The 21,175-nt window shown below is 69.7% G+C and carries 23 protein-coding genes; 6 read left to right on the forward strand and 17 right to left on the reverse strand.

Annotated features, from left to right (window positions below; all coding sequences use genetic code 11):
- Positions 1-70 precede the first annotated feature (70 nt).
- The gene (locus AB0B45_RS11870; protein ID WP_358128709.1) at positions 71-964 is read left to right on the forward strand and encodes an EamA family transporter; all 894 of its coding nucleotides are present in this window, start codon (positions 71-73) and stop codon (positions 962-964) included.
- Positions 965-982: 18 nt separating this feature from the next.
- Here the strand turns inward: AB0B45_RS11870 and hemL are convergent, their stop codons facing one another.
- The 7 genes from hemL to AB0B45_RS11905 all read right to left on the reverse strand — a co-directional run bounded on the left by hemL (position 983) and on the right by AB0B45_RS11905 (position 8,512).
- Entirely contained in the window at positions 983-2,272 is a 1,290-nt protein-coding gene (gene hemL, locus AB0B45_RS11875) for a glutamate-1-semialdehyde 2,1-aminomutase (RefSeq protein ID WP_358128711.1), read from the reverse strand.
- An 82-nt stretch (positions 2,273-2,354) separates the two neighbouring features.
- Positions 2,355-2,981 carry a bifunctional DNA primase/polymerase gene (locus tag AB0B45_RS11880; protein ID WP_358128713.1) on the reverse strand — a complete coding sequence of 209 codons (627 nt, stop codon included), beginning with the start codon at positions 2,979-2,981 and terminating at the stop codon, positions 2,355-2,357.
- 132 nt (positions 2,982-3,113) lie between these two features.
- A complete protein-coding gene (hemB, locus tag AB0B45_RS11885; RefSeq protein WP_358128715.1) occupies positions 3,114-4,097 on the reverse strand; it encodes a porphobilinogen synthase in 984 nt (327 codons plus the stop codon).
- A 38-nt stretch (positions 4,098-4,135) separates the two neighbouring features.
- On the reverse strand, positions 4,136-5,641 hold the full coding sequence (locus AB0B45_RS11890) for a uroporphyrinogen-III synthase (RefSeq protein WP_358128716.1): 1,506 nt from the start codon (positions 5,639-5,641) through the stop codon (positions 4,136-4,138).
- A gap of 35 nt (positions 5,642-5,676) precedes the next feature.
- The gene (gene hemC / locus AB0B45_RS11895) at positions 5,677-6,576 is read right to left on the reverse strand and encodes a hydroxymethylbilane synthase (protein ID WP_358128718.1); all 900 of its coding nucleotides are present in this window, start codon (positions 6,574-6,576) and stop codon (positions 5,677-5,679) included.
- Positions 6,573-7,829, reverse strand: a complete 1,257-nt coding sequence (locus tag AB0B45_RS11900; RefSeq protein WP_358128720.1) for a glutamyl-tRNA reductase — start codon at positions 7,827-7,829, stop codon at positions 6,573-6,575. The genes hemC and AB0B45_RS11900 overlap by 4 nt, the downstream gene beginning before the upstream one ends.
- The gene (locus AB0B45_RS11905) at positions 7,826-8,512 is read right to left on the reverse strand and encodes a redox-sensing transcriptional repressor Rex (RefSeq protein WP_358129423.1); all 687 of its coding nucleotides are present in this window, start codon (positions 8,510-8,512) and stop codon (positions 7,826-7,828) included. Before AB0B45_RS11905 ends, AB0B45_RS11900 begins: the two co-directional genes overlap by 4 nt.
- Before the next feature lie 102 nt (positions 8,513-8,614).
- On the opposite strand from AB0B45_RS11905, the gene AB0B45_RS11910 reads away from it, so the two are divergent.
- On the forward strand, positions 8,615-8,851 hold the full coding sequence (locus AB0B45_RS11910; protein ID WP_358128722.1) for a glutaredoxin family protein: 237 nt from the start codon (positions 8,615-8,617) through the stop codon (positions 8,849-8,851).
- A 19-nt stretch (positions 8,852-8,870) separates the two neighbouring features.
- Here AB0B45_RS11910 and AB0B45_RS11915 read toward each other — a convergent pair whose 3' ends face one another.
- Positions 8,871-10,448 (reverse strand): antibiotic biosynthesis monooxygenase, encoded by a 1,578-nt coding sequence (locus AB0B45_RS11915; RefSeq protein WP_358128724.1) that lies wholly within the window; start codon positions 10,446-10,448, stop codon positions 8,871-8,873.
- 255 nt (positions 10,449-10,703) lie between these two features.
- On the opposite strand from AB0B45_RS11915, the gene AB0B45_RS11920 reads away from it, so the two are divergent.
- The 3 genes from AB0B45_RS11920 (at position 10,704) to AB0B45_RS11930 (ending at position 12,882) form a co-directional block, all read left to right on the forward strand.
- A complete protein-coding gene (locus tag AB0B45_RS11920) occupies positions 10,704-11,279 on the forward strand; it encodes a sigma-70 family RNA polymerase sigma factor (protein WP_358128726.1) in 576 nt (191 codons plus the stop codon).
- Positions 11,280-11,350: 71 nt separating this feature from the next.
- A complete protein-coding gene (locus tag AB0B45_RS11925) occupies positions 11,351-11,980 on the forward strand; it encodes a DUF5667 domain-containing protein (RefSeq protein ID WP_358128727.1) in 630 nt (209 codons plus the stop codon).
- 29 nt (positions 11,981-12,009) lie between these two features.
- A complete protein-coding gene (locus AB0B45_RS11930) occupies positions 12,010-12,882 on the forward strand; it encodes an HAD-IB family hydrolase (protein ID WP_358128730.1) in 873 nt (290 codons plus the stop codon).
- Positions 12,883-12,907: 25 nt separating this feature from the next.
- On the opposite strand, the gene AB0B45_RS11935 is transcribed toward AB0B45_RS11930, so the two are convergent.
- The 8 genes from AB0B45_RS11935 to AB0B45_RS11970 all read right to left on the reverse strand — a co-directional run bounded on the left by AB0B45_RS11935 (position 12,908) and on the right by AB0B45_RS11970 (position 19,084).
- Positions 12,908-13,900: an alpha/beta hydrolase gene (locus tag AB0B45_RS11935; RefSeq protein WP_358128732.1), complete on the reverse strand. Its 993-nt coding sequence runs from the start codon at positions 13,898-13,900 to the stop codon at positions 12,908-12,910.
- 16 nt (positions 13,901-13,916) lie between these two features.
- The gene (locus tag AB0B45_RS11940; RefSeq protein ID WP_358128735.1) at positions 13,917-14,960 is read right to left on the reverse strand and encodes an LCP family protein; all 1,044 of its coding nucleotides are present in this window, start codon (positions 14,958-14,960) and stop codon (positions 13,917-13,919) included.
- Positions 14,961-14,962: 2 nt separating this feature from the next.
- On the reverse strand, positions 14,963-15,544 hold the full coding sequence (locus tag AB0B45_RS11945; protein WP_358128739.1) for an RNA polymerase sigma factor: 582 nt from the start codon (positions 15,542-15,544) through the stop codon (positions 14,963-14,965).
- 98 nt (positions 15,545-15,642) lie between these two features.
- Positions 15,643-16,509 carry a lysophospholipid acyltransferase family protein gene (locus AB0B45_RS11950; RefSeq protein ID WP_358128741.1) on the reverse strand — a complete coding sequence of 289 codons (867 nt, stop codon included), beginning with the start codon at positions 16,507-16,509 and terminating at the stop codon, positions 15,643-15,645.
- A 23-nt stretch (positions 16,510-16,532) separates the two neighbouring features.
- On the reverse strand, positions 16,533-17,513 hold the full coding sequence (locus tag AB0B45_RS11955) for an NAD-dependent epimerase/dehydratase family protein (protein ID WP_358128743.1): 981 nt from the start codon (positions 17,511-17,513) through the stop codon (positions 16,533-16,535).
- 20 nt (positions 17,514-17,533) lie between these two features.
- Positions 17,534-17,632 carry an AURKAIP1/COX24 domain-containing protein gene (locus tag AB0B45_RS11960; protein WP_018654693.1) on the reverse strand — a complete coding sequence of 33 codons (99 nt, stop codon included), beginning with the start codon at positions 17,630-17,632 and terminating at the stop codon, positions 17,534-17,536.
- 153 nt (positions 17,633-17,785) lie between these two features.
- Entirely contained in the window at positions 17,786-17,989 is a 204-nt protein-coding gene (locus AB0B45_RS11965; RefSeq protein WP_026214222.1) for a helix-turn-helix domain-containing protein, read from the reverse strand.
- 312 nt (positions 17,990-18,301) lie between these two features.
- Positions 18,302-19,084 (reverse strand): phosphatase, encoded by a 783-nt coding sequence (locus AB0B45_RS11970; RefSeq protein ID WP_358128746.1) that lies wholly within the window; start codon positions 19,082-19,084, stop codon positions 18,302-18,304.
- Between the two features lie 122 nt (positions 19,085-19,206).
- Between AB0B45_RS11970 and AB0B45_RS11975 the strand changes: the two genes are divergently transcribed.
- Positions 19,207-19,854, forward strand: a complete 648-nt coding sequence (locus AB0B45_RS11975) for a Chromate resistance protein ChrB (protein WP_358128749.1) — start codon at positions 19,207-19,209, stop codon at positions 19,852-19,854.
- 25 nt (positions 19,855-19,879) lie between these two features.
- Here the strand turns inward: AB0B45_RS11975 and AB0B45_RS11980 are convergent, their stop codons facing one another.
- A complete protein-coding gene (locus tag AB0B45_RS11980) occupies positions 19,880-21,043 on the reverse strand; it encodes an acetoin utilization protein AcuC (RefSeq protein ID WP_358128752.1) in 1,164 nt (387 codons plus the stop codon).
- Positions 21,044-21,175 lie beyond the last annotated feature (132 nt).

The raw sequence follows: 21,175 nt of genomic DNA on the forward strand, positions 1-21,175 counted from the left end.
GCTATTCTAAACCTTTCCCCTTAGAAGATGTCGCTTGTGCTCAATAGTCGCCTCTTGTGAGCATGGACGCATGCGTTTGCGGCATTTGTTGCTGGCTGTCGGCCTCGCCGCTGTGTGGGGATTCAATTTCGTCGTCATGGAGGTCGGGCTCAGGCACTTCCCTCCCCTGCTCTACGCGGGGCTGCGCTTCACGCTCGCGGCCTTCCCCGCGCTGCTGTTCGTCGGCAGGCCGGGCGTGGCATGGAAGTGGATCGCCGGCGTGGCCGCCTCGGTCGGCGTCGGGCAGTTCGGCCTGCTGCTCGTCGGCATGCGGGCCGGCATGCCGCCGGGACTGTCCTCGCTGGTGCTGCAGACCCAGGCGCTGTTCGTCGTGGTGTTCGCGGCCGTCCTGCTCGGCGAGCGGCCCGGCGTGCGCAGGATCACAGGACTCGCCGTCGCCTTCGCCGGGCTGGCCATCGTGGCATACGACTTCGGCTCGGGCGGCCCCGTGGGCGCGTTCGTGCTGTGCGTGGGGGCGGCCGCCGCCTGGGGCCTCGGCACCGTCATCCAGCGCAAGGCCGCGCCGCCCGACTCGCTGCGCTTCATGGTGTGGGTCAGCGCGCTGTCGGCTCCCCCTCTCCTGCTGCTGTCGCTGGCCGTGGAGGGCGTGCCGCACCTGACGTTCGCGTGGGAGGGCGTGGGGTCGCTGGTGTACGTGGCGTTCGTCTCGACGCTCGGCGGATTCGGGGTGTGGGGGTGGCTGCTGCGGCGCTACGACGCCTCGACGGTCGCGCCGTACACGCTGCTCATCCCGGTCTTCGGACTGTCGTCGGCGGCGCTGGTGACCGGGGAGAGCATCTCCTGGCTCAAGCTGGCGGCGGGGGTCCTCATCGTCTCCGGCGCGCTGTACGCGGGCACCAGGCCCCGAGCCGCCCGCCGGCGCGACGAACCCCTCACCCCGGCCGTCACGGCCGGCCGCCCCTGACCCCCACCACCCGAGGTGCTAGCTCGCCGCCGCGGCGGCCTCGGCCGCCGCGGGGAGGGCCTCGACGATCGCGCCGAGCGCCTCCTCGTCGTGCGCCGCCGACAGGAACCACGCCTCGTACGCCGACGGAGGCATGTAGACGCCCTGGTCGAGCATCGAATGGAAGAACGCGGTGTACGCCTTGGTGTTCTGCGTCTGCGCCGCGGCGAAGTCAGTGACCTCCCGATCGGTGAAGAAGATCGAGAAGAGGCTTCCCGCGCTCTGGAGCCGGTGCGGGACGCCCGCCGCCTCCAGCGCCTTCGTGGCCGCGAGCGAGACCGTCGAGGCCGCCGCGTCCACCCTGGCGTAGGCGTCGTCGTCCAAGCCGCGCAGCGTGGCCAGGCCCGCCGCGCACGCCAGCGGGTTACCCGACAGCGTGCCCGCCTGGTAGACGGGCCCCTCGGGCGCCAGGTTCGCCATGACGTCGGACCTGCCGCCGAAGGCCGCGGTAGGCAGGCCGCCACCCATGACCTTGCCGAACGTCATGAGGTCGGCGTCGACGGGGTCGAGACCGTACCAGCCCGCCTTGGACACCCTGAAGCCCGTCAGCACCTCGTCGAGGATGAGCAGGGCGCCGTTGGCCGCGCACAGCTCCTTCAACCGCTGGTTGAAGCCCGGCAGCGGCGGGACCACGCCCATGTTGGCGGGGCAGGCCTCGGTGATCACACACGCGATCTCGGCGGAGCGGAAGGCCTCCTCGACCGCCGCCAGGTCGTTGTACGGCAGGACGATCGTGTCGGCCGCCGCGGCACCCGTGACGCCAGGCGTGTCGGGCAGGCCGAACGTGACCACGCCCGAGCCGGCGGAGGCGAGCAGCGCGTCGACGTGGCCGTGGTAGCAGCCGGCGAACTTGATGATCTTGGAGCGGCCGGTGAAGCCGCGGGCCAGCCGTACGGCGCTCATGGTCGCCTCGGTGCCGGAGCTGACCAGGCGCAGCTTCTCCACCGGCGCCACCCTGGCCACGATCTCCTCGGCCAGCTCGACCTCGCCCGGGGTGGCGGTGCCGTACGACATGCCGTGCTGGAGCGCGTCGGAGACGGCCTCGACCACGGACGGGTGACGGTGACCGAGGATCATCGGACCCCACGAGCAGACCAGGTCGACGTAGCGGTTGCCGTCGACGTCGGTGATGTAGGGGCCCTGGCCCGACGCCATGAAGCGGGGCGTTCCCCCTACGGCGCCGAACGCCCTCACCGGGGAGTTGACGCCTCCGGGGACGACGGCGCGGGCTCGCTCGAAAAGGTCCTCAGACTTCTGTGTACGGCTCACGCGTTCCAGCCTACGGTCCCCCGCACTCGCCCACCTCGACGGGCACGGACCTCACCCGCCGGCTCGGCCAGGGAGCCGGACGTCAGACGAGCCAGTCCAGGACGCGGAGCGGGTCGGGAAGGGGGCGGCCGTCGGGGGGCCGCAGCCAGGAGACCGGCTGCCCGGTGGCGAGGGAGGACGGCGGGGCGAGGACGTAGCTGTCGCGGCAGTGCCACCGAAGGCCAGGCGTCTCGTCGATCGTGGTGGGCGCGACGTCGAGGCTGCACGACCACCACTCGTCCTCGTCCTCGGGGTTGCCGCGCGTGGCCACATAAAACAGGACCCGGTCGCCATGAGAGGCGACCGGGCCGGAGGGGAAGTCGGCGGCGTCCATGCGGGACAGGGCGGTGAGGCCTGCCGTGAGCGGTACGTCGAAGACATCGAACACGCGTCCCGTCGGGAGGATCACGTTGGCTTCGGGCTCGCGCTGCCACCAGCGGGTCAGCAGCGCGGTGTCCGTCGTGGCCTGCAGGGACCAGGCCGGCGAGAGGGGGTGCGCGCCGGGGTCGGGACAGCCGATGCGGTCGCAAGAACAGGCGCGGGCTCCACGGCGTAGCGGATGAGCGCCCGGCACGCTGGCCCAGCCGAGGGCGGCGTACTGCAGGACCGAGTCGACGCGGGTCGGGCGCGCCCGCTTTTTGGTACGCCGAGCGAGTGGTACCCCCACCATGGTGTCTCCCCGTTCGAGTCCCGTGCCGAAGAAGGGTCCCCGGGCACTCGAGAAGGCTTCACAAGGGACACACCAGCACTTGTCCTCGCACTCTAACGCATAGGTCCCATGACCCGACGGGAAACCCCGCCGTCAAATGCGCCGGGCCACTTCCGTCGCCCAGTACGTGAGAATCAGGTCCGCCCCGGCGCGTCGGATGGCGACGAGCGACTCCATGATCGCGCGGTCGCGGTCGATCCAGCCGTTGGCGGCCGCCGCCTCGATCATCGCGTACTCGCCGCTGACCTGGTAGGCGGCGACGGGCACCTCGGCCGTGTCGCGGACCTCGCGCAGGATGTCGAGGTAGGCGAGGGCGGGCTTGACCATGACGATGTCGGCGCCCTCGGCGACGTCGAGCCGTACCTCGCGCAGCGCCTCCCCCACGGGGCCCGCCGGGTCCTGCTGGTAGGCCTTGCGGTCGCCGAAGTTCTTCGGCATCTCGACGGCGTCGCGGAAGGGGCCGTAGAAGGCGGAGGCGTACTTCGCCGCGTAGGCCATGATCGGGATCTGCGAGAAGCCGGCCGCGTCGAGGCCCGCCCTGATGGCGCCGACCTGGCCGTCCATCATGCCGCTCGGCGAGATCATCTGGGAGCCGGCGCGCGCCTGGGCGACGGCCATGGAGACGTAGCGGTCGAGCGTGGCGTCGTTGTCGACCTCGCCGTCGGGCGTCAGGATGCCGCAGTGGCCGTGGTCGGTGACCTCGTCGAGGCAGGTGTCGGCCATGACGACCAGCGCGTCGCCCACCTCGGACACGATGTCGCGCAGCGCCTGCTGGGTGATGCCGTCGGGGTCGTCGGCGGCCGTGCCGTACGAGTCCTTGACCGCCGGGACGCCGAACAGCATCACGCCGCCCACGCCTGCCTCGGCCGCCTCGTGGACGGCCTTGCGCAGCGAGTCGCGGGTGTGCTGGACCACGCCCGGCATCGAGCCGACGGGCTGCGGCTCGATGATGCCCTCCTTGACGAACGCGGGAAGGATCAACTCGGAGGCGTGCAGCCGCGTGCCGGTCACCAGCCTCCGCAGGGCGGGCGTACGGCGCAGCCGCCGCGGACGGACGGTCGGGAACTCGGCGGTCATGACTCTCCTCACACTTCCCCGGAGTGGGGCTACCAGGGTTATTTGGTGCGCCTGCGCGCGCCCCGGCGGTTCTGTGACGGCCTGCGCGGGACATCGCCCGACTCCAGCGCCGCCTGCCTCTGCTTACGACCGTACTCCGCCAGAGCGGCGGCGAGGGCGGAAGCCGACGGCTTGTCGGCCATGACGTCGACGCGCAGCCCGAACTCCTCGGCCGTCTTGGCGGTCTGCGGCCCGATGACCGCGATCACGGTGACGTTGTGCGGCTTGCCCGCGATGCCGACGAGGTTCCGCACGGTCGAGGATGAGGTGAACAGGACGGCGTCGAACCCGCCGCCCTTGATCGCCTCGCGGATCGGCGCGGGCGGAGGAGCGGCGCGGACGGTCCTGTACGCCGTGACGTCGTCGCACTCCCAGCCCAGCTCCGTCAGCCCCGCCACCAGCGTGTCGGTGGAGATGTCGGCGCGCGGCAGCAGGACCCTGTTGATCGGGTCGAGCATCGAGTCGTACGGCGGCCACTCGGCCACCAGGCCCTCGGAGGACTGCTCGCCCGAGGGAAGCAGGTCCGGCTTCACGCCGAAGTCCACCAGCGCGCTCGACGTGGCGTCGCCGACGGCCGCGACCTTGAGCCCGGCGAAGGCGCGGGCGTCGAGACCGTACTCCTCGAACTTCTCGCGCACGGCCTTGACGGCGTTGGCGCTGGTGAAGGCGACCCACTCGTAGCGGCCCGTGACCAGGCCCTTGATGGCGCGGTCCATCTGCTGCGGGGTACGCGGCGGCTCGACCGAGATGGTCGGCACCTCCTCGGGCACCGCGCCATAGGACCGCAGCTGCTCCGACAGGCCCGCGGCCTGCTCCTTGGTGCGCGGCACCAGCACGCGCCAGCCGAACAGCGGCTTGGTCTCGAACCACGACAGCCTGTCGCGCAGGCCGACCGCCTCGCCGACCACGATCAGCGCAGGCTCGGTGAAGCCTGCGTGCTTGAGGTCGGGCTGGAGCCTGCCGAGCGTGGTGGCCACGGTGAACTGCTCGGTCGTGGTGCCCGCGCTGCTGACGGCGACGGGGGTGGAGTCGGCCTTGCCGTTGGCGAGCAGCGCCTTGCCGATCGCGACGGCCTGGTCGATGCCGTTGTAGATGACCAGCGTGCCGGGGCAGGCGGCGTGGGAGGCCCAGTCCTGATCCTGCGAGGCGTCGACGATCCTGAACTCAGGGACGTCGGAGGCGGGCGGGATGCCCGCGTAGGTGAGCACGGCCGTGGCGGGAGGGACGCCGGGCACGATCTCGAAGTCCACCTCCGCGGCGGCGCACGCCGCGACCTCCTCGGTGATCGAGGAGAACAGCATCGGGTCGCCCTCGCACAGCCGTACGACGAGCTTGCCTGCCTTCGCGCGCTTCACGAAGTCGTCCTGGACGACCTCCACGCCTTCCTTGCAGTGCTTGAGAAGGTGCCCGAAGGTCTCCTGGTCGAGCACGACGGCGTCGGCCTTGCCCAGGAGCTCGGCGCCGCGGAGCGTGAGCAGGCCTGCGTCGCCTGGACCCGCGCCCACGAAGGCGACGAAAGCGGAGGTTGGACTATCGGAGCTCAAAGGGACTGCTCCCCCATCAATCTGTCGGCCCCCTCGGCGATCATGGCGGCCGCGAGCTCGCGGCCCAGCTCCATGGCCTCCGAAGGAGAACCGGCGGCGGACTTGCGCACCGCTTCCCGGCCGTCGAGGGCGACGACCGCTGCGGTCAGGTTCAGCGTGTGCCCGTCATCGAGGGCGAACGCGCCGACCGGGGCCGAGCATCCCGCCTCGAGAGCGGACAGCACCGCGCGCTCGGCCGTCACCGCGGACCTGGTCCGCGGGTCGTCGAGCACGCTGAGGAAGTCGACCAGGTCAGACCTGGTCGAGAGGCACTCTACGGCCAAAGCGCCCTGACCGGGAGCAGGCAGCATCTCCTCGACCTCGAAGATCTGGGAGATCTCCGCCTGCCTGCCGATGCGGGTGAGGCCCGCGGAGGCCAGGACGACCGCGTCGAGCTCGCCCGAGGTGACCTTGCCGATGCGCGTGTCGGCGTTGCCGCGGATCGGCACGTAGTCGAGATCGTCGCGCAGGGCGCGCAGCATCGCGATGCGCCGCGGCGAGCCGGTGCCGACCTTCGCGCCAGGCGCCAGGTCGGCGAACTTCGTCCTGCCCACCAGCGCGTCGCGGACGTCGTGACGCTCGGGCAGCGCCGCGAGCGTGAAGCGAGGGTCCTGCTTGGTCGGCAGGTCCTTCAGCGAGTGGACGGCGAAGTCGATCTCGCCCTCGTCCAGCTTGTCGCGCAGCGCGCTGACGAAGACGCCGGTGCCGCCCAGCTGGGACAGCTGAGCCTTGGACACGTCGCCGAACGTCGTGATGCCGACCAGCTCGATCGTCTGGCCGGTCTTCGCCGTGTACAGGTCCGCGACCATCTGCGACTGGGTCGTCGCCATGAGGCTCCGACGGGTGCCGAGCTTCACAGGTCCACCCCTCTCACGGCCTCGGGCACGGTGGGATCGAGATCGAACAGCTCGCGCAGAGCCTCCGCATAATGATCACCGGCAGGCGAGGTCGCGAGCTGCTTGACACGCACAGTCGGCTCGTGCAGCAGTTTGTCGACCACCCGCCTGACGGTCTGCGCGACCTCGTCGCGGGCCCGCCCCTCGAGCTCGGGCAGGCGCATCATCAGCCTGCCGAGCTCGGCCTCGACGACGTCGGCCGCCTTGCTGCGCAGCGCCACGACGGTCGGGGTGACGCGGGCGGCTCGTTCGGCCGACAGGAACGCGTCGAGCTCCTGCGCGACCAGCCGCCGCACCGCCTCGACCGCGTCCCGCTCGCCGGCGCCGACGCCCGACTCCTGGATCGTCTCCAGGTCGACGAGGGTGACGCCGTCGATGGCGCGGACGGCGGGGTCGATGTCGTGCGGCAGCGCGAGGTCCAGCAGGAAAGCGGGGCGCTCGAGCATGTCGGGCGTGATGACGTGGTGGCCGGCGCCCGTGCAGGAGATGACGAGGTCGGCGTCCCTGAGCTCGTGGGAGACGCCGGACAGCTCGACGGCCCTGCCGCCGACCGACTCGGCCAGCCGTACGGCCTTGTCATAGGTGCGGTTGGCGACCACGACGTCGGTGACGCCCACCCGTGCCAGCGTGGCGACGGCCAGGCCGCTCATCGCGCCGGCGCCGACCACCAGGGCGCGCCTGCCGGTCAGGTCGCCGGCGAACGACAGCCCCGCGGTGACGAGCGAGGCGCCCGCGCGGTCGATGCCGGTCTCGGCGTGAGCGCGCTTGCCGACGCGCAGCGCCTGCTGGGCCAGTTCGTTCAGGGTGGCGCCGACCGTGCCGTGCTCCTGGGCGAGCTTCAGCGCCTGGCGGGTCTGGCCGAGGATCTGCCCCTCGCCGACCACCATCGACTCCAGGCCTGAGGCGACGGAGAACAGGTGCTCGACCGCGCTGTCCTCGTAGTGCACGTAGAGGTGCGGCGTCAGATCCTCCACGGGGACGCCGGAGTGCACTGCCAGCAGGTTCGTGATCGCGGTGACACCCGCGTGGAACCTGTCCACCGCGGTGTAGACCTCGACCCTGTTGCAGGTCGAGACGACCATGACCTCTGCGACGTTCACCTCCCTGTGAACGTCCTGCAACAGTTTCACCAGCGCGTCGCCGGACACCGACACACGCTCGAGCAAAGACACCGGAGCGGTCCGGTGACTGAGTCCGATCGCAAGAACGCTCACTGGCTGTCCACGGCCATCAACGGCCCCCCACTCATCCGATCCGCTTTGCGTTGCTCGTGGAACGCGAGGATCTGCAGCTCGATCGACAGGTCGACCTTTCGGACATCAACAGTGTCAGGCACGGAAAGCACGACTGGGGCGAAGTTCAGGATGCTGGTCACGCCTGTGGCGACCACACGGTCGCACAACTCTTGCGCCGCTGCCGCCGGTGTGGCCAGCACGACGATCGAGACCCCTCGCCTCTTGATGACGGCTTCCAGTTCGTCGATGTGCTCAACATTCAACCCCGCTATGTCGTCGCCCACGATTTCGGGGTCGGCGTCGAGCAGCGCCGCGACGCGGAAGCCCCTGGAGACGAACCCCCCGTAGTTGGCGAGCGCGCGGCCGAGGTTACCGACTCCGACGATCGCGACGGCCCAGTCCTGGGTGAGGCCGAGCTCCCTGGAGATCTGGTAGACGAGGTACTCCACGTCATAGCCTACGCCCCGGGTGCCGTACGAGCCGAGGTGCGACAGGTCCTTGCGGAGCTTGGCCGAGTTCACCCCCGCCGCGGTGGCCAGGTCCTCCGAGCTCACCGTGGCGATGCCGCGCTCTGCCATCCCGTTGAGCGCCCGCAGGTACAACGGGAGCCTGGCCACCGTCGCCTCGGGGATGCCGCGGTCGCGCGGTTGGGACTGACGCATCACGTGCCGAGGCTCCTTGGGACTGCGCGAAGAGTAATGTGGCCGCCTTTCAGACTAATCCCTTTGTGAACCGACGCACAAAGTCGTGACTAGGCTGAGGGCATGCACCGCATCACATTGCTGGGCAAGCCAGGCTGCCATCTGTGCGAAGACGCGCGCGCGATCATCGCCAGAGTGGCGGCGGACATGGGCGTGCCGTGGGAGGAGGTCGACATCAACTCCTCACCCGAGCTGACCGAGAAGTACTGGGAGATGATTCCCGTCACTCTCATCGACGGGGTGCAGCACGACTTCTGGCGGGTCTCCGAACCCCGCCTGCGCGCTGCCCTGTCCGGCTGACCGGTCGGTACGGCACGCGTCAGAGCTGGAAGGCCGTCGGCAGCGGCACGACCTTGGCCGCGTTGACGTTGAGCTCGATGACGTTGGTGGCGAGCACCATCGACTGGCGTTCGGTGAGGAAGCGCTCCATGTGGGGCTGGCGCTGGTGCTCGCCGTAGGCGACCTCGTCGCGGTAGAGCTCGTAGACGATCCGCTGAAGCGGGGCCGACTTGACCGCGTGGCAGGCGTAGACCAGCGTGTCGGGCTCGCTGCGCCGTACGGCGTCGACGGTGTGCTCGGCCAGCCGGTCGAACGCGTCGCCGGAGCCGTCCATGATCGTGAAGACGGTCAGCAGGCCGTAGATGCTCGGCGAGGGGCGCGAGGTGCCCTCGGCGGGGACCGTGGTGGAGCCGGTCGTGAATCCGGGGATCTCGGCGCCAGGGTAGACGGCGCCGGTGGCGGGCATGCCGTACTCGGGCTCGCGGGCGCGTGAGCCGTACCCGTGAGGGCCCGCTGACAGGCCCTCGGGCACGCCGAACATGCCGGTCTCAGGCGGCGCCTGGGAATGGGCGCCCGGCATGCTGTGCGGGCCTGTGTGGGGGTTCGCGTTCGGGTTGTTCGGGTTCAGGTGGGCGCCGGTGTGCTGGCCGGGCTGCGGGCCGCTGGGCGGGATCGAGCCGTAGCCGCGGTCGTCGCCGTTGGCCATGAAGGAGCCGGTGGCCGGGCCCGAGGCGAAGGGATCCATCCTGGCCGCGTAGTCGACCTCCTGCTCGCCCGCACGGTACTCGGCGACCAGGTCGCCGAGCCCCGACCTGCGGGGCTGCGCGGCCGGCTGCTGGACGGCCTGGGGCTGCGGCGCGGCGGGCTGCGGCGAGGACGCGGCCCTGCGGCCCGCAGGACGGGAGCCCCAGGCCTCCTCGCCGATGTCGTCGTCCTCCTCGTCGTACGGCGCGAGCGGGCGCAGCACGGAGTACCAGATGGCGGCCGCGGCGACGACGAGCAGCGCGACGGTGAAGAAGGCGGGCACGCTGAAGCGCACGGAGCCGACCAGCGCGATGGCGCTGGGCGCGACGACCAGGCTGGCGTGCAGGTTGTCGGTGTCGTATTCGTCGCCGTTGCGCCAGCGCAGACCCGCCACCACCAGGCAGCCGAGCATGGTGAGGACGACGAGCGCGTGGACGCCGGTCAGGACCGATCCCGCGACCAGGTCCCAGTGGAGGCTGCCGGAGGGCAGGGTCTCGTTCTTGAGCTTGGCCTCCTCGACCACGGGGTCGAGAACCAGGATGTAGGTGGAGACGATGGTGACGGCGGCGCCCAGGAGCCAGGAGACGAAGCTGGCACGGCCCTTCTCGGCGAGCAGCTGGACCAGGCCGATGGTCAGCCACAGCGGCGCCAGGAGCGCCCCGAACAGCTGGTAGAGCCTGAAGGTGAGAGGTCCGAAGGTCTGAAGGCCGCCCAGGCCGACCACGGCAAGGCAGAGGCAGAGGGCGATCGCCGCCACGATCCAGGCGATCAGCCAGCCGTCACGGTCTTCCAGAAAGCGGCGCACCAGCGCGAACGCGGCGATCCCGGCAAGCAGGGCGCCGGCGAACGCGATCACTGCGACGAGGAGTTCCATGGTGCCCCCAATGCTGCCGGACATTACCTCTCAACCGGTAGTCGAAGAGGGAAGCAGGTCGATCCACACGGTATCCGCCGGTTTCTGGTAGTCATGCCGTGCCCTGTGTGGATTGTGGAATTTCCAGTTGATTTCTAGAGTGTTCGAGCACGCCGCACCCCTTACCCCTAGGGATACCGGATGCCTGACTCGTGGTCGTTCGCCGGGCTACTTCCTCCATCCACGACCGGAGGAGCACGGACGAGCGAACTTGCCGTGCGCGAAGACGTCCCAGACACGGAGCACGGTGAGCTGCGCGCGCTGGTCTTACGGGCGAAGGCCGGCGACAACGACGCTTTCGGAACGCTCTACGACCGCTATCTCGATCTGGTCTATCGCTACATCTACTTCAGGGTCGGCTCCCATCCGCTCGCCGAGGATCTCACCAGCGAGACCTTCCTTCGCGCCCTTCGACGAATCACCGACTTCACCTGGCAGGGCCGTGACTTCGGCGCCTGGCTCGTGACCATCGCGCGAAACCTCGTCACCGATCACTTCAAGTCGAGCCGCTACCGCCTGGAGGTCACGACGGCCGAGGTCCTCGACGTCCCCATCGACGGGGCGCACATCCCTGAGAACGCCGTCGTCACGGCGATCATCAACGACCGCGTGCTGCGCGCCGTACGGGAGCTCAATCCCGAGCAGCAGGAATGCGTGGTCCTGAGGTTCTTGCACGGCCTGTCACTCGCGGAGACCGCACTGATCATGGGGAAGAAGAGTGGAGCGATCAAAGCGCTGCAGTTCCGAGCGATCCGATCGCTGGCCAGGGCCCTCAAGCCCGATCTGGCGTAACCTCACCCCTCGGCAGGTCGTTAGGCATGTATCACCGGTAGATCGTCATTCGGGGGCGGCAGGGAGCATTCATGGGTAGGTCGTCATTCCAACGTCGGCTGTCCGCTCATGATGCCCTCCTAGGCCAGCTGAACGACCTCGGCGAGAACCTCCCGCTCGGCGGCGGCCCCGACCCCGCGTTCAGGGCGAGGCTGCGCGAGACGCTCATGTCCGAGACCCTGGCCGCCGCGCCTCCCCGGCGCGGGCGCAGGCCGCTGCGCTGGCTGTCGCCGCTGCTCGCGGCGGGCCTGGCGACGGCCATGGTGCTGTCGGTGCTCGTGACCTACCGCGCGGTGCCCGGCGACATGCTCTACCCGCTCAAGCGGGCGGCGGAGGGCGCGATCACCGAGCTGAACCCCGACAAGGCAGGCAGCGCTCTCGACGCCGCCGGCGAGCGGGCCGAGGAACTCGGGGCGCTGCTCGACGCGGACGGCGGAGGACCGCACGTCGGCGCCACCCTCCAGGAGATGGAGGAGAGCACGCGCTCGGCGATCGAGCGGATGGACAGGGCGGTGCCGCGCGACCAGTCGAAGATCAACAAGTTCGTCGAGGAGCAACACGAGAAGGTCGACCCCATGCTGGAGCGGCTCAACGACGTCGACCAGCAACAGGCAAACGGTTACCTGGACTACATCGACGGGCTACGTCTGCCGACGGGATAGTCACCGTATCCCGGTTAAGCTGAGGGGCTATGAGGCGGCTACTACGACGGCATCGGGCGACTGAGGCGGAGATCGCCGGCGAGGTGGCGGCAGCCGCCGCGGTGGCCACCGTCCCCGCCGACCCCGACCTGCAGGCCGCGGCCTTCTTCGACGTCGACAACACGATGATGCGCGGCGCCTCGATCTACCACTTCGCCCGCGGTCTGGCCACACGCGGCATGTTCACCACCTCCGACCTGCTGAAGTTCGCGGTCGGCCAGGCGGTCTTCCGGCTGTTCGGCAACGAGAACCCCGAGCACATCGCGGTGGCCCGCGAGACCGCGCTGGCCTTCGTCGCGGGCAGCAAGGTCGACGACGTCGTACGGCTCGGCGAGGAGATCTACGACGAGGAGATGTCGGACAGGATCTGGGCCGGCACCAGGGCACTGGCCCAGTCGCACCTCGACGCGGGGCAGCGGGTCTGGCTGGTCACCGCGACCCCGGTCGAGCTGGCCAGGGTCATCGCCCAGCGGCTCGGTCTGACCGGGGCGCTCGGCACGGTCGCCGAGTCGCAGGAAGGCGTCTACACGGGGCGCCTGGTCGGCGACCTGCTCCACGGTCCCGCCAAGGCCGAGGCGGTGCGGGCGCTGGCCCGCCGTGAGGGCCTCGACCTGACCCGCTGCACCGCCTACAGCGACTCGGCCAACGACCTGCCGATGCTCTCGCTCGTGGGGCGGGCGGTGGCCATCAACCCCGACTCGGAGCTGCGCGAGCACGCCAAGAAGCACAGCTGGCCGATCCGCGACTTCCGTACCGGGCGCAAGGCCACGCTGACCGCGCTGCCGATCGCGGCGGGCGTGGGCGCGGTCGCGGGCGGCGTCGCAGCGGGCATCGCGCTGCGCCGCCACTACCGCTCCACCTGACTGCTCCACCCGCCCGCCAGAGCCCTCAGACGCGCTCTTCCCGAGGCGCGCGGTCCCCGAGGCGGGCGGAGCAACGTTCCAGCAGGGCGGCGAGCTCCACGCTGACCGCCGTCGGGCTCTCCAGCCCGACCATGTGTCCCGCGCCCTGCACCACGACCAGCCTGGCCGACGGCAGGGCGTCGGCGATCCTTCGGCTGTGGACGAGCGGGGTGAGGCGGTCGAGGTCGCCGACCAGCACCAGCGTCTCCACCGACGCCAGCGCCTGTAACGCCGCCAGCTTGTCGTGGGCGACCATGCCGTGGAAGAAGCCCGCCATCACCGTCGCGGGCGTGGCCGCGATCATCCTGTTGACGAAGCGCAGGTGCTCCCTGCGCGGGCCGAACGCCATGGAGCGGGTGAGGGGCAGTGTCGTGACCGGGGTGATCAGCCGATCCCGCAGTCCGTTCACGAGCAGCGGGGTGACGCGCGGCGCGAACCTGCCGATCGGGCCAGGCAGGCCGAACGCGCTCTCCCCCAGCCGGCCCGACGACGTGCTGACGAGCGCCGCGCCGACGATGCGCGACCCGAACAGCGAGGGGCGGGCCGCGGCCAGCCCCATCACCGTCATCCCGCCCATGGAGTGGCCGACCACCACCACGGGCAGTTCCGGCGGCACGACGGCCTCGATGACCGTGTGCAGGTCCTCGCCGAGCTGCTCGATCGTGCAGCGGTCCGCGGCGCCCTCGGTGGATTCGCCGTGCCCTCGCTGGTCGTAGAAGACGAGCATGGCGCGTCCGGCCAGCGCCTCCCGCTGGAAGTGCCACGAGTGCCTGTTGAGCACCCAGCCGTGGGCGAACACCACGGCGTACGACGGCGACTCGGGCTCATCGACGTCCACGGCCAGCCGTACGCCGTCAGGGGTGGTGACGGTGCGGACGCGTCCGCGCATCGTCACCAGGTGAGGGGCGCGCCGCGCTCGGGCGGCCGCCCCGATGGCCACACCTGCCAGCACCCCTGCCGCCATCGCCCACGCTCGCATGACGCAGACGATACTCCTACTGGACTTTTTGTCCAATAGGCTGGTCGTGGGCGATCGCCTTGAACAGCCGACCCGCCTCGGGGTCCTTCCACTTCAGACGATTCTGGTCTTGAGGATGGGGCACGACGGGGACGGTGAGGAAGGAGACCTTGGCGCCCGACATGCCCCGCGCGATGTCGGACATCTCCTTCACCCCGAGCTTCTCATCGGTGGTGACGGCCTTGCTCGCGGCCTGGATGAACGCCGCGAGCTTGGTCGGATCGCTCCTCACCTCGCGCACCATCGCGGTCATGAACCCCTGCTGGCGCCTGATCCGGCTCAGGTCGCTGCCGTCACCGTACGCACGGAGCCTGACGTAACCCAGCGCCTGTTCCCCGTTGAGCTCGTTCTCGCCCGCCGGCAGCGTCAGCTTCGACTTCGCGTCCTTGATGGGGGTGGGCACCTTCACGCGGACGGTCCCGATCGCGTCCACCATCTCCTTGAACCCGGAGAAATCGATCTCGACCGCGTGGTCGACCCTGACGCCCGTCGCCTTCTCCACGGTCTGCCACGCGCACTGCAGTCCGCCCGCGTTCAGCGCGGAGTTGATCATTCCCTCCGACACCTTGGCGCAGGCGGGCAGCTTCACGATCGAGTCGCGCGGCAGGCTGACCGCTGACACGGACTCGCCGTCGGCCGACAGGTGCAGCAGCACGATCGTGTCGGACCTGGCGGAGTCCATCCGGGCTTCCACCGGCCCGTACTTGGCGTTGCCCTCGCCCTGACGGGTGTCGGAGCCGACGAGCAGCACATTGAGCGCCTCGCTCGCCTTGACGGGGCGGTTCCCCACGGGCGGTGGCACCGTCCTTCCCGCCAGCTGCTGGCCTCCCTGAAGCAGGACCATGGGGACGGCGACGGCCGCCGCCGTCGCGACGGCGGCGAGGCCGAGCGTCGGCCAGCCACCCAGCCTGAACCTGCGGCGCGGCCGTTCCATGAAGCGCGCGCGCTGGCGGACCAGCGAAGCGGGCGGCTCGTGCTCCAGCCCGTTCCCGAAGTCGCGAAGCATCCTGAGATCGTCCATGGTCACGCCTCCTCCAGCATCGGATTGGTGTCGCCGAGCGCCGCGCGGACCTTCCTGCGCGCTCTGTTGAGACGGGAGCGCACGGTTCCGACCGGAATGGACAGCGCCTGCGCCACCTCCTCATAGGCCAGGTCGCCCCATGCGACCAGCAGCAGCACGTCCCTGTCCCTCGCGGGCAGCGCGGCGAGCGCGCTGGCCAGCAACGGCCTGACAGCCTGCGCCGTCACCCCCGTCACGACCCGCTCAGCCGGCGACTCGGCCACGCCGTCCAGCGGCATGCGCAGCAGCGCCCGGTAGCGGGCCGCCTCGCTCCTGTGATGGCGCGAGAGCAGTTTGGTGAGGATGCCGAACAGCCAGGGCCTGGCATCGACGTACGACGTGTCGTACTTCTTTCGTTTCGAGAACGCGACGAGGAACGTCTCCCCGACCAGATCCTCTGCGGGCTCAGGACCCAGGCGTCGGGAGACGTAGCGGTACAGCATCCCTGAATAGCGGTCGAACAGCTCGGCGAACTGTTCGGGGTCGGCCAGGGAGCCTCGGATCAGCTCATCGTCCCTGAGCCTGACGGCAAACGGCGCGGTCAACAGGCCGCCCCCTTCGTGGAATCAACGCGGTCCCCGGTATCTCTCCGTTCGGCGCCATCCGGGTTCACGCGCCGCGGGTACGGCGTGCCGTACCGAGGTCAGAAGAAGGCGTGGCCGCGGCGCAGGCGCAGGGCCGTGAGCATCTGCTGGACGACCTCGCGGACGTGGTCGGTGAGCTCGAAGACGAGCATCGGGTCGTCGGCCGCCGCGGGCTCGAGGACGTCCGTCCTGATCGGCTCGCCGAACTCGATCATCCACTTCGACGGCAGCGGGATCAGGCCCAACAGGCCGAACCACGGGAAGAGAGGCGTGATCGGCAGGTACGGCAGGCCGAGCAGACGCGCGAGGAACCGGAGATCACCGATCTTGGGGTAGATCTCCTCCGCGCCGACGATCGCCGTGGGCACGATGGGCACGCCCGCGCGGATGGCGGAGGCGACGAAGCCGCCCCTGCCGAAGCGCTTCAGCTGGTATCTCTCGGAGAAGGGCTTGCCGACGCCCTTGAAGCCCTCGGGGAACACCCCGACGAGCTCGCCCTTGCGCAGCAGGCGGTCGGCATCCTCGGGGCAGGCCAGGGTGTGGCCGGTCTTGCGGGACAGATGGCCGAGCACGGGCAGCTGGTAGACGAGGTCGGCGCCGAGCAGCCGCAGCGCGCGCCCGGCCTCGTCGTGGATGGCCACCTGCATCATCAGGGCGTCGACGGGGAGCGTGCCCGAATGGTTGGCGACCATCAGCGCGCCGCTGTCGGGGGGGATGTTGTCCAGGCCGACGGTCTCGACGCGGAACCACCGGTGGTAGAGCGGCCTGATCAGCTCCAGCAGGACCTTGTCCGTGAGCTCGGCGTCGTAGCCGAACTCGTCCACCTCGTACTCGCCGGTGAGGCGGCGGCGCAGGAAGGCCAGCAGGCGAGCGACGGCGTCGTCGTCGCCACCGGCGTAGGAGGGCGCCTCGGTGATGGGAATCACCCGGCGCTCCTCGGGAGAGGCGCTCAACTCCTGACACCTTTCCTCGACCGCAGGAAGTCGTCGAACGCCGCGGCGGTGGTGAACTTGGGCTTCCAGCCGAGCTCGGCCGCCAGCTTGGCGCCGTCGACGGCCCTGCCGTGGGACAGCAGCCGCAGCTGCTCGGGCGAGAAGTCGACCAGTCCCGCGCCGCGGGCCGCCTCGCCCAGCATACGGAAGGCGGGGGCGAGGAGCGGGAAGGCGAAGGCGCCCGCTCTGCGCGCACATTGCGACAGCAGAAGCACGCCTTCCCCGGTCACGTTGTACGTGCCGGGGTGATCTTCCAGCGCCATCCGCCGCAACACCTCGACCGCGTCGTCCTCGTGGACGAACTGCAGCCGGGGGTCGAAGCCGAACACGGTCGGCAGGACGGGCTGGCTGAAGTAGCGCGTCAACGGCGAGTCGACGCCGGGGCCCATGAAGTTGGCGAAACGCAGCATCGACACCGTCAGGTCGGGACGACGGCGCGCGAAGCCCCGGACATAGCCTTCGACCTCGGCCGCGTCCTTGGCATAGCCGTGGGACGGGCTGTCGTGAGGTTCGACGTCCTCGGTGAACACCGCCGGATCCATGGGCGACGAGCCGTAGACCGCGGTGGTGGAACGGACCACCACACGGCGCACGGTCGACGACCGCTGACAGGCACCGAGCAACTGCATGGTGCCGATGACGTTGTGCTCTTTCATGGAGGCTCGGCCCGCGCTCCGCGAGGGAGCGCTGACGAGGCTCATGTGCACAACGATGTCGATGTCCGCAGCCGCGATCACCTGAGCGATGTCGGGGCTGCGAAGATCCACCCGGACGAATTCCGTCCGGCCGAGGGAGATGCCGCCATCTCGGGTGAGCGAGGGGGGCGGCACGGTGTCCACTCCGATGACACGACTGATGTCCGGGTCCGCCGCGAGAACGCTCGCCACCCGGGCACCGATGTGGCGCGAGACCCCGGTGACAAGCACGGTGTGGGTCATCGGCGCCTCACAGACTGCGTCTACTTCTTGTTACGGCGCTGGATGCGCGTCTTCTTCAGCAGCTTGCGGTGCTTCTTCTTGGCCATCCGCTTGCGGCGCTTTTTGATCACAGAGCCCACGGGACCCCCAGGTAACTGATAGCAAGGCTGAATCGGTGTGCGAGCGCACACCGGTCAACAGACTACCGGCGATCCACGGTAGATCGCCCCCTGGGGGTAACCGTGTGGCAACACTCGCGATGTGACCACCGATCACACCGCTACCTCCAAAGCCTATCCGGCCTCGATGTACGCCTCCCTCAGGTAGTCGTGGACCGCCTGCTCGGGAACTCGGAACGAGCGGCCGACCCTGATGGCCGGGAGCTCGCCGGAGTGCACCAACCGGTACACCGTCATCTTGGACACCCGCATGACCGTGGCCACTTCAGCAACGGTCAGGAACTTCACCTCGCTGAGAGGTCTTTCGCCTGCACCCATCGGACGCCTCTTCCGCACGTGTTTCCGGGTTATCCCCACTGGTGCCATTGCTCACGCACGTGTACTGCCGTCAGCGTAAGTCGGGACTCCGAGTGCGCAAACCCCCTACTTTCCCAGTTATCGGAGCCGCCTGTCAGCGGAACCAGCAAACTCGCTGGCCAGCAGCCGGGCCGTGCCCCTCGCCTGGACGTTGGAACCGTCCATGTTCGTACACATAAGAGTCGCCCAGCCCCCCTCAAAAGTTGGCAAAGGGACGACGAGCCTCTTGGAATGCAGGCGCGAAAAGACGGTATAGGGAGGGCCGAATTCAACTCAAAGGGCGTGTGAGACTCGTGTGACGAGCCGATCGGTCAACGGCGCGTAATAGCGCGGTAGCACATTGTCATCGAGCGGCACCACAACGTCGATCTTCCCCTCCGCCTCGCCGAGGAAGAGCGCGGGGTCGTTGCTGTCGGCGAACCCGACGGTCGGAATGCCCGCCTGACCCGCCGCGCCCGCCCAACCGTGATCGGCGATCACGAGGTCGGGGCGCTCGTCGCCGAGCTCGGCCAGCATGGCCTCCATCGGCGTCGAATCGTGCGTGTGGACGAAGCCGCCCCTGTCGTCGAGCATCGCCACGTCGCCCAGGTAACGGATCTTACGCTTCCTGCCGAAGCCCGCGCCCCAGTAGGTCCAGCCTTCGGCCGGGGTCAGCAGCGTCGCTCCCCTCGCCGCCACGGCCGCGGCCAGCGGCAGGTGGATGGCGAGCAGCCCGGTCGGATGTCCTGTCGCGAACAGCACGCGCGGCGAGGGCCTGGTCAGGACGGCGGCGATCCGCTCGGCCATGAGGTCGAGCGCGTCGATCGTGCGCTCGGGGTCGATGGTGTCCTGGCCCTCGCGGTGTCCCGGGTCGGCGACGACGCCGGCCGACTTGGCCATCTGGGCGAGGACGTCGCGGTAGGACCAGTTCTCTAGGCCGGTCAGACCGAACAGGAAGTAAGGATCACGGTTCGCGACGGACCTGTAGTGGTCGAGGTTGTTCTCCCTGCTGGTGGCCACATCTCCGGCGATGCGCGTCCTGATCAGGTGCTCGCGGAGCTCGTCGCGGGTCAGCACTTGACTCTCCTTCCCACCTGTCGGAGCCTAACGCCTCCACAAATGGTCTGAACCACCGCGTACCTCACGAAATTCCTATCGCCTCGCCGGTAGTGTTGGTCACTTCCATCAGGGGAGTGCCGATGACCTCGCCCGCTTCTGCCTCCGCCTCGCGGAGGAGGGGGAAGACCCAGCCTCGTCCCGAGGCCGCCGCGTCAGGCCGGCCGACGGTACCGCCCTTCTGGCTGCTGCTCACCTACAAGGTGCCGAGCGAGCCTTCACGGGTACGGGTCTCGGTCTGGCGCGAGCTCAAGCGCCTGGGAGCGCTCTACCTGCAGCAGGCGGTCTGCGTCCTGCCCGACGTGGGCAAGGTGGGCGAGGACCTCGACCAGATCAGGCAGCGGATCAGGAACCTGGACGGCACGTCCTACTTCTTCAGGGTCCCGCCGGGCGACCACGAGCAGGACGCCTCGCTGGTGGCGAGCTTCAAGGAGATGGCCGCCAAGGAGTACAGCGAGATCGTCGAGGAGTGCCGGACGAAGTTCGTGAAGGAGATCGAGTTCGAGCGCTTCCGCGAGAACTACTCCTTCGAGGAGGCCGAGGAGATCAGGCAGGACCTCGAGAAGATCCACCGCTGGTTCGCCAGGGTGGTGGAGCGCGACTGGTTCGGCGGCCCTGGCCGTACCGACTGCGAGCAGTGGCTTTCGACGTGCGAGAGCCTGCTCGAGGAGTTCGAGGCCGACGTCTATGAGCGCACGTCGGGCACGGGGAGGGCGGGAGAGGCGCCGTGAGCGTCTCCCATGGGCGCTTCGCGGGTCAGGGCATCGGGTCGAGGCCGTGGAAGGGGAACACCGCGTGCCTCGTCGCCATGATCGCCCGGTCGATGGCGTCGTCGGGATCGTAGACGCCGGACAGCTCCCTGAACACCGGGGTCCTGCCGTCGGTCATGGTGAGGGGCGGGGTCTCCCTCGTCCGCTCGCGGACCAGCGCCTGCCAGGCTTCACCCGTCCTGGTCGAAGGGTCCAAGGGATGGCCCGACACCTCGGCGATGAGGTGCGTCCACGCCCTCGGCACCACCTGGACCAGCTCGTAGCCGCCGCCTCCCGTCGCGATCCAGCGCCCTCCCGCCGTCTCGTGGGCCAGGCGGTGCAGCGCCTCGTAGGCGGTGCGCTGGCCGTCGAGGCTGAGCATCAGATGCGCCAGCGGGTCGAGCGCGTGGCTGTCGCAGCCGTGCTGGGTCACCAGGATCTCCGGACGGAACTCCCTCAGCAGCGGCGGCACGACCGCGTGGAAGGCGCGCAACCAGCCCTCGTCGCCGCAGCCCGCGGGCAGCGCCACGTTGACCGCGCTGCCGTCCACACCGGTCTCCTCCGGCCATCCCGTTCCGGGGAAGAGCGTGCGGGGGCTCTCGTGCAGGCTGATGGTCAGCACGCGCGGGTCGTCGTAGAAGAGCGCCTGGACGCCGTCGCCATGGTGGACGTCGACGTCCACGTAGGCGACCTTCGACGCGCCCTGGGCCAGCAGCCAGGCGATCGCCACGGCGGGATCGTTGTAGACGCAGAAGCCGCTGGCGACGTTGGCCATGGCGTGGTGCAGGCCGCCCGCGATGTTGACGGCGTGCTCGGCCGTACCCTCCCAGACCGAACGGGCGGCGGCCAGCGAGGCGCCGGCGACGAGCGCCGAGGCCTCGTGGACGCCCTTGAAGGCAGGATTGTCAGGGGTGCCCAGACCGGCGGTCAGATCGGGGCCGCCGTGCGCCGAGACGCGTTTGACGGCCTCGATGTAGTCGCGCTTGTGGACGAGAGCCAACTCGTCGTCGGTAGCGGGCGCGCAGCCGACGACCTCGGTCCTGTCGAGGACGCCCAGCTCGCGGGCGAGCGCCATGGTCAGCTCGACCCTGACGGGAGCGAGGGGGTGACCCGGGCCGAAATCATAGGCAGTGAGGGCGTCGTCCCAGACGACTCGCACCGACTCGCTCATGCGCCGACGTTACCGCAGTCGACCGCGTCGAGGTCGCCCGCCCAGCCGAGGCCGGCGGCCGGGGTAGTCCGGGGAGCCGAGGTGGGGAGCTCGGGCCTCCCCCGAAGAAGGCCCGTCGCGGATGGGCCCGAA

Origin of the sequence: Nonomuraea sp. NPDC049152, assembly GCF_040648355.1 — a bacterium.
Lineage (GTDB): Bacteria > Actinomycetota > Actinomycetes > Streptosporangiales > Streptosporangiaceae > Nonomuraea.

What these genes read in the sequence shown, in the direction of transcription:
- AB0B45_RS11870 (WP_358128709.1), top strand. Translation starts at nt 71, where the DNA reads ATGCGTTTGCGGCATTTGTTGCTGGCTGTCGGCCTCGCCGCTGTGTGG.
- AB0B45_RS11880 (WP_358128713.1), bottom strand. Translation starts at nt 2,981, where the DNA reads ATGGTGGGGGTACCACTCGCTCGGCGTACCAAAAAGCGGGCGCGCCCG.
- hemB (WP_358128715.1), bottom strand. Translation starts at nt 4,097, where the DNA reads ATGACCGCCGAGTTCCCGACCGTCCGTCCGCGGCGGCTGCGCCGTACG.
- AB0B45_RS11905 (WP_358129423.1), bottom strand. Translation starts at nt 8,512, where the DNA reads ATGCGTCAGTCCCAACCGCGCGACCGCGGCATCCCCGAGGCGACGGTG.
- AB0B45_RS11910 (WP_358128722.1), top strand. Translation starts at nt 8,615, where the DNA reads ATGCACCGCATCACATTGCTGGGCAAGCCAGGCTGCCATCTGTGCGAA.
- AB0B45_RS11915 (WP_358128724.1), bottom strand. Translation starts at nt 10,448, where the DNA reads ATGGAACTCCTCGTCGCAGTGATCGCGTTCGCCGGCGCCCTGCTTGCC.
- AB0B45_RS11925 (WP_358128727.1), top strand. Translation starts at nt 11,351, where the DNA reads ATGGGTAGGTCGTCATTCCAACGTCGGCTGTCCGCTCATGATGCCCTC.
- AB0B45_RS11930 (WP_358128730.1), top strand. Translation starts at nt 12,010, where the DNA reads ATGAGGCGGCTACTACGACGGCATCGGGCGACTGAGGCGGAGATCGCC.
- AB0B45_RS11935 (WP_358128732.1), bottom strand. Translation starts at nt 13,900, where the DNA reads ATGCGAGCGTGGGCGATGGCGGCAGGGGTGCTGGCAGGTGTGGCCATC.
- AB0B45_RS11940 (WP_358128735.1), bottom strand. Translation starts at nt 14,960, where the DNA reads ATGGACGATCTCAGGATGCTTCGCGACTTCGGGAACGGGCTGGAGCAC.
- AB0B45_RS11955 (WP_358128743.1), bottom strand. Translation starts at nt 17,513, where the DNA reads ATGACCCACACCGTGCTTGTCACCGGGGTCTCGCGCCACATCGGTGCC.
- AB0B45_RS11965 (WP_026214222.1), bottom strand. Translation starts at nt 17,989, where the DNA reads ATGGGTGCAGGCGAAAGACCTCTCAGCGAGGTGAAGTTCCTGACCGTT.
- AB0B45_RS11975 (WP_358128749.1), top strand. Translation starts at nt 19,207, where the DNA reads ATGACCTCGCCCGCTTCTGCCTCCGCCTCGCGGAGGAGGGGGAAGACC.
- AB0B45_RS11980 (WP_358128752.1), bottom strand. Translation starts at nt 21,043, where the DNA reads ATGAGCGAGTCGGTGCGAGTCGTCTGGGACGACGCCCTCACTGCCTAT.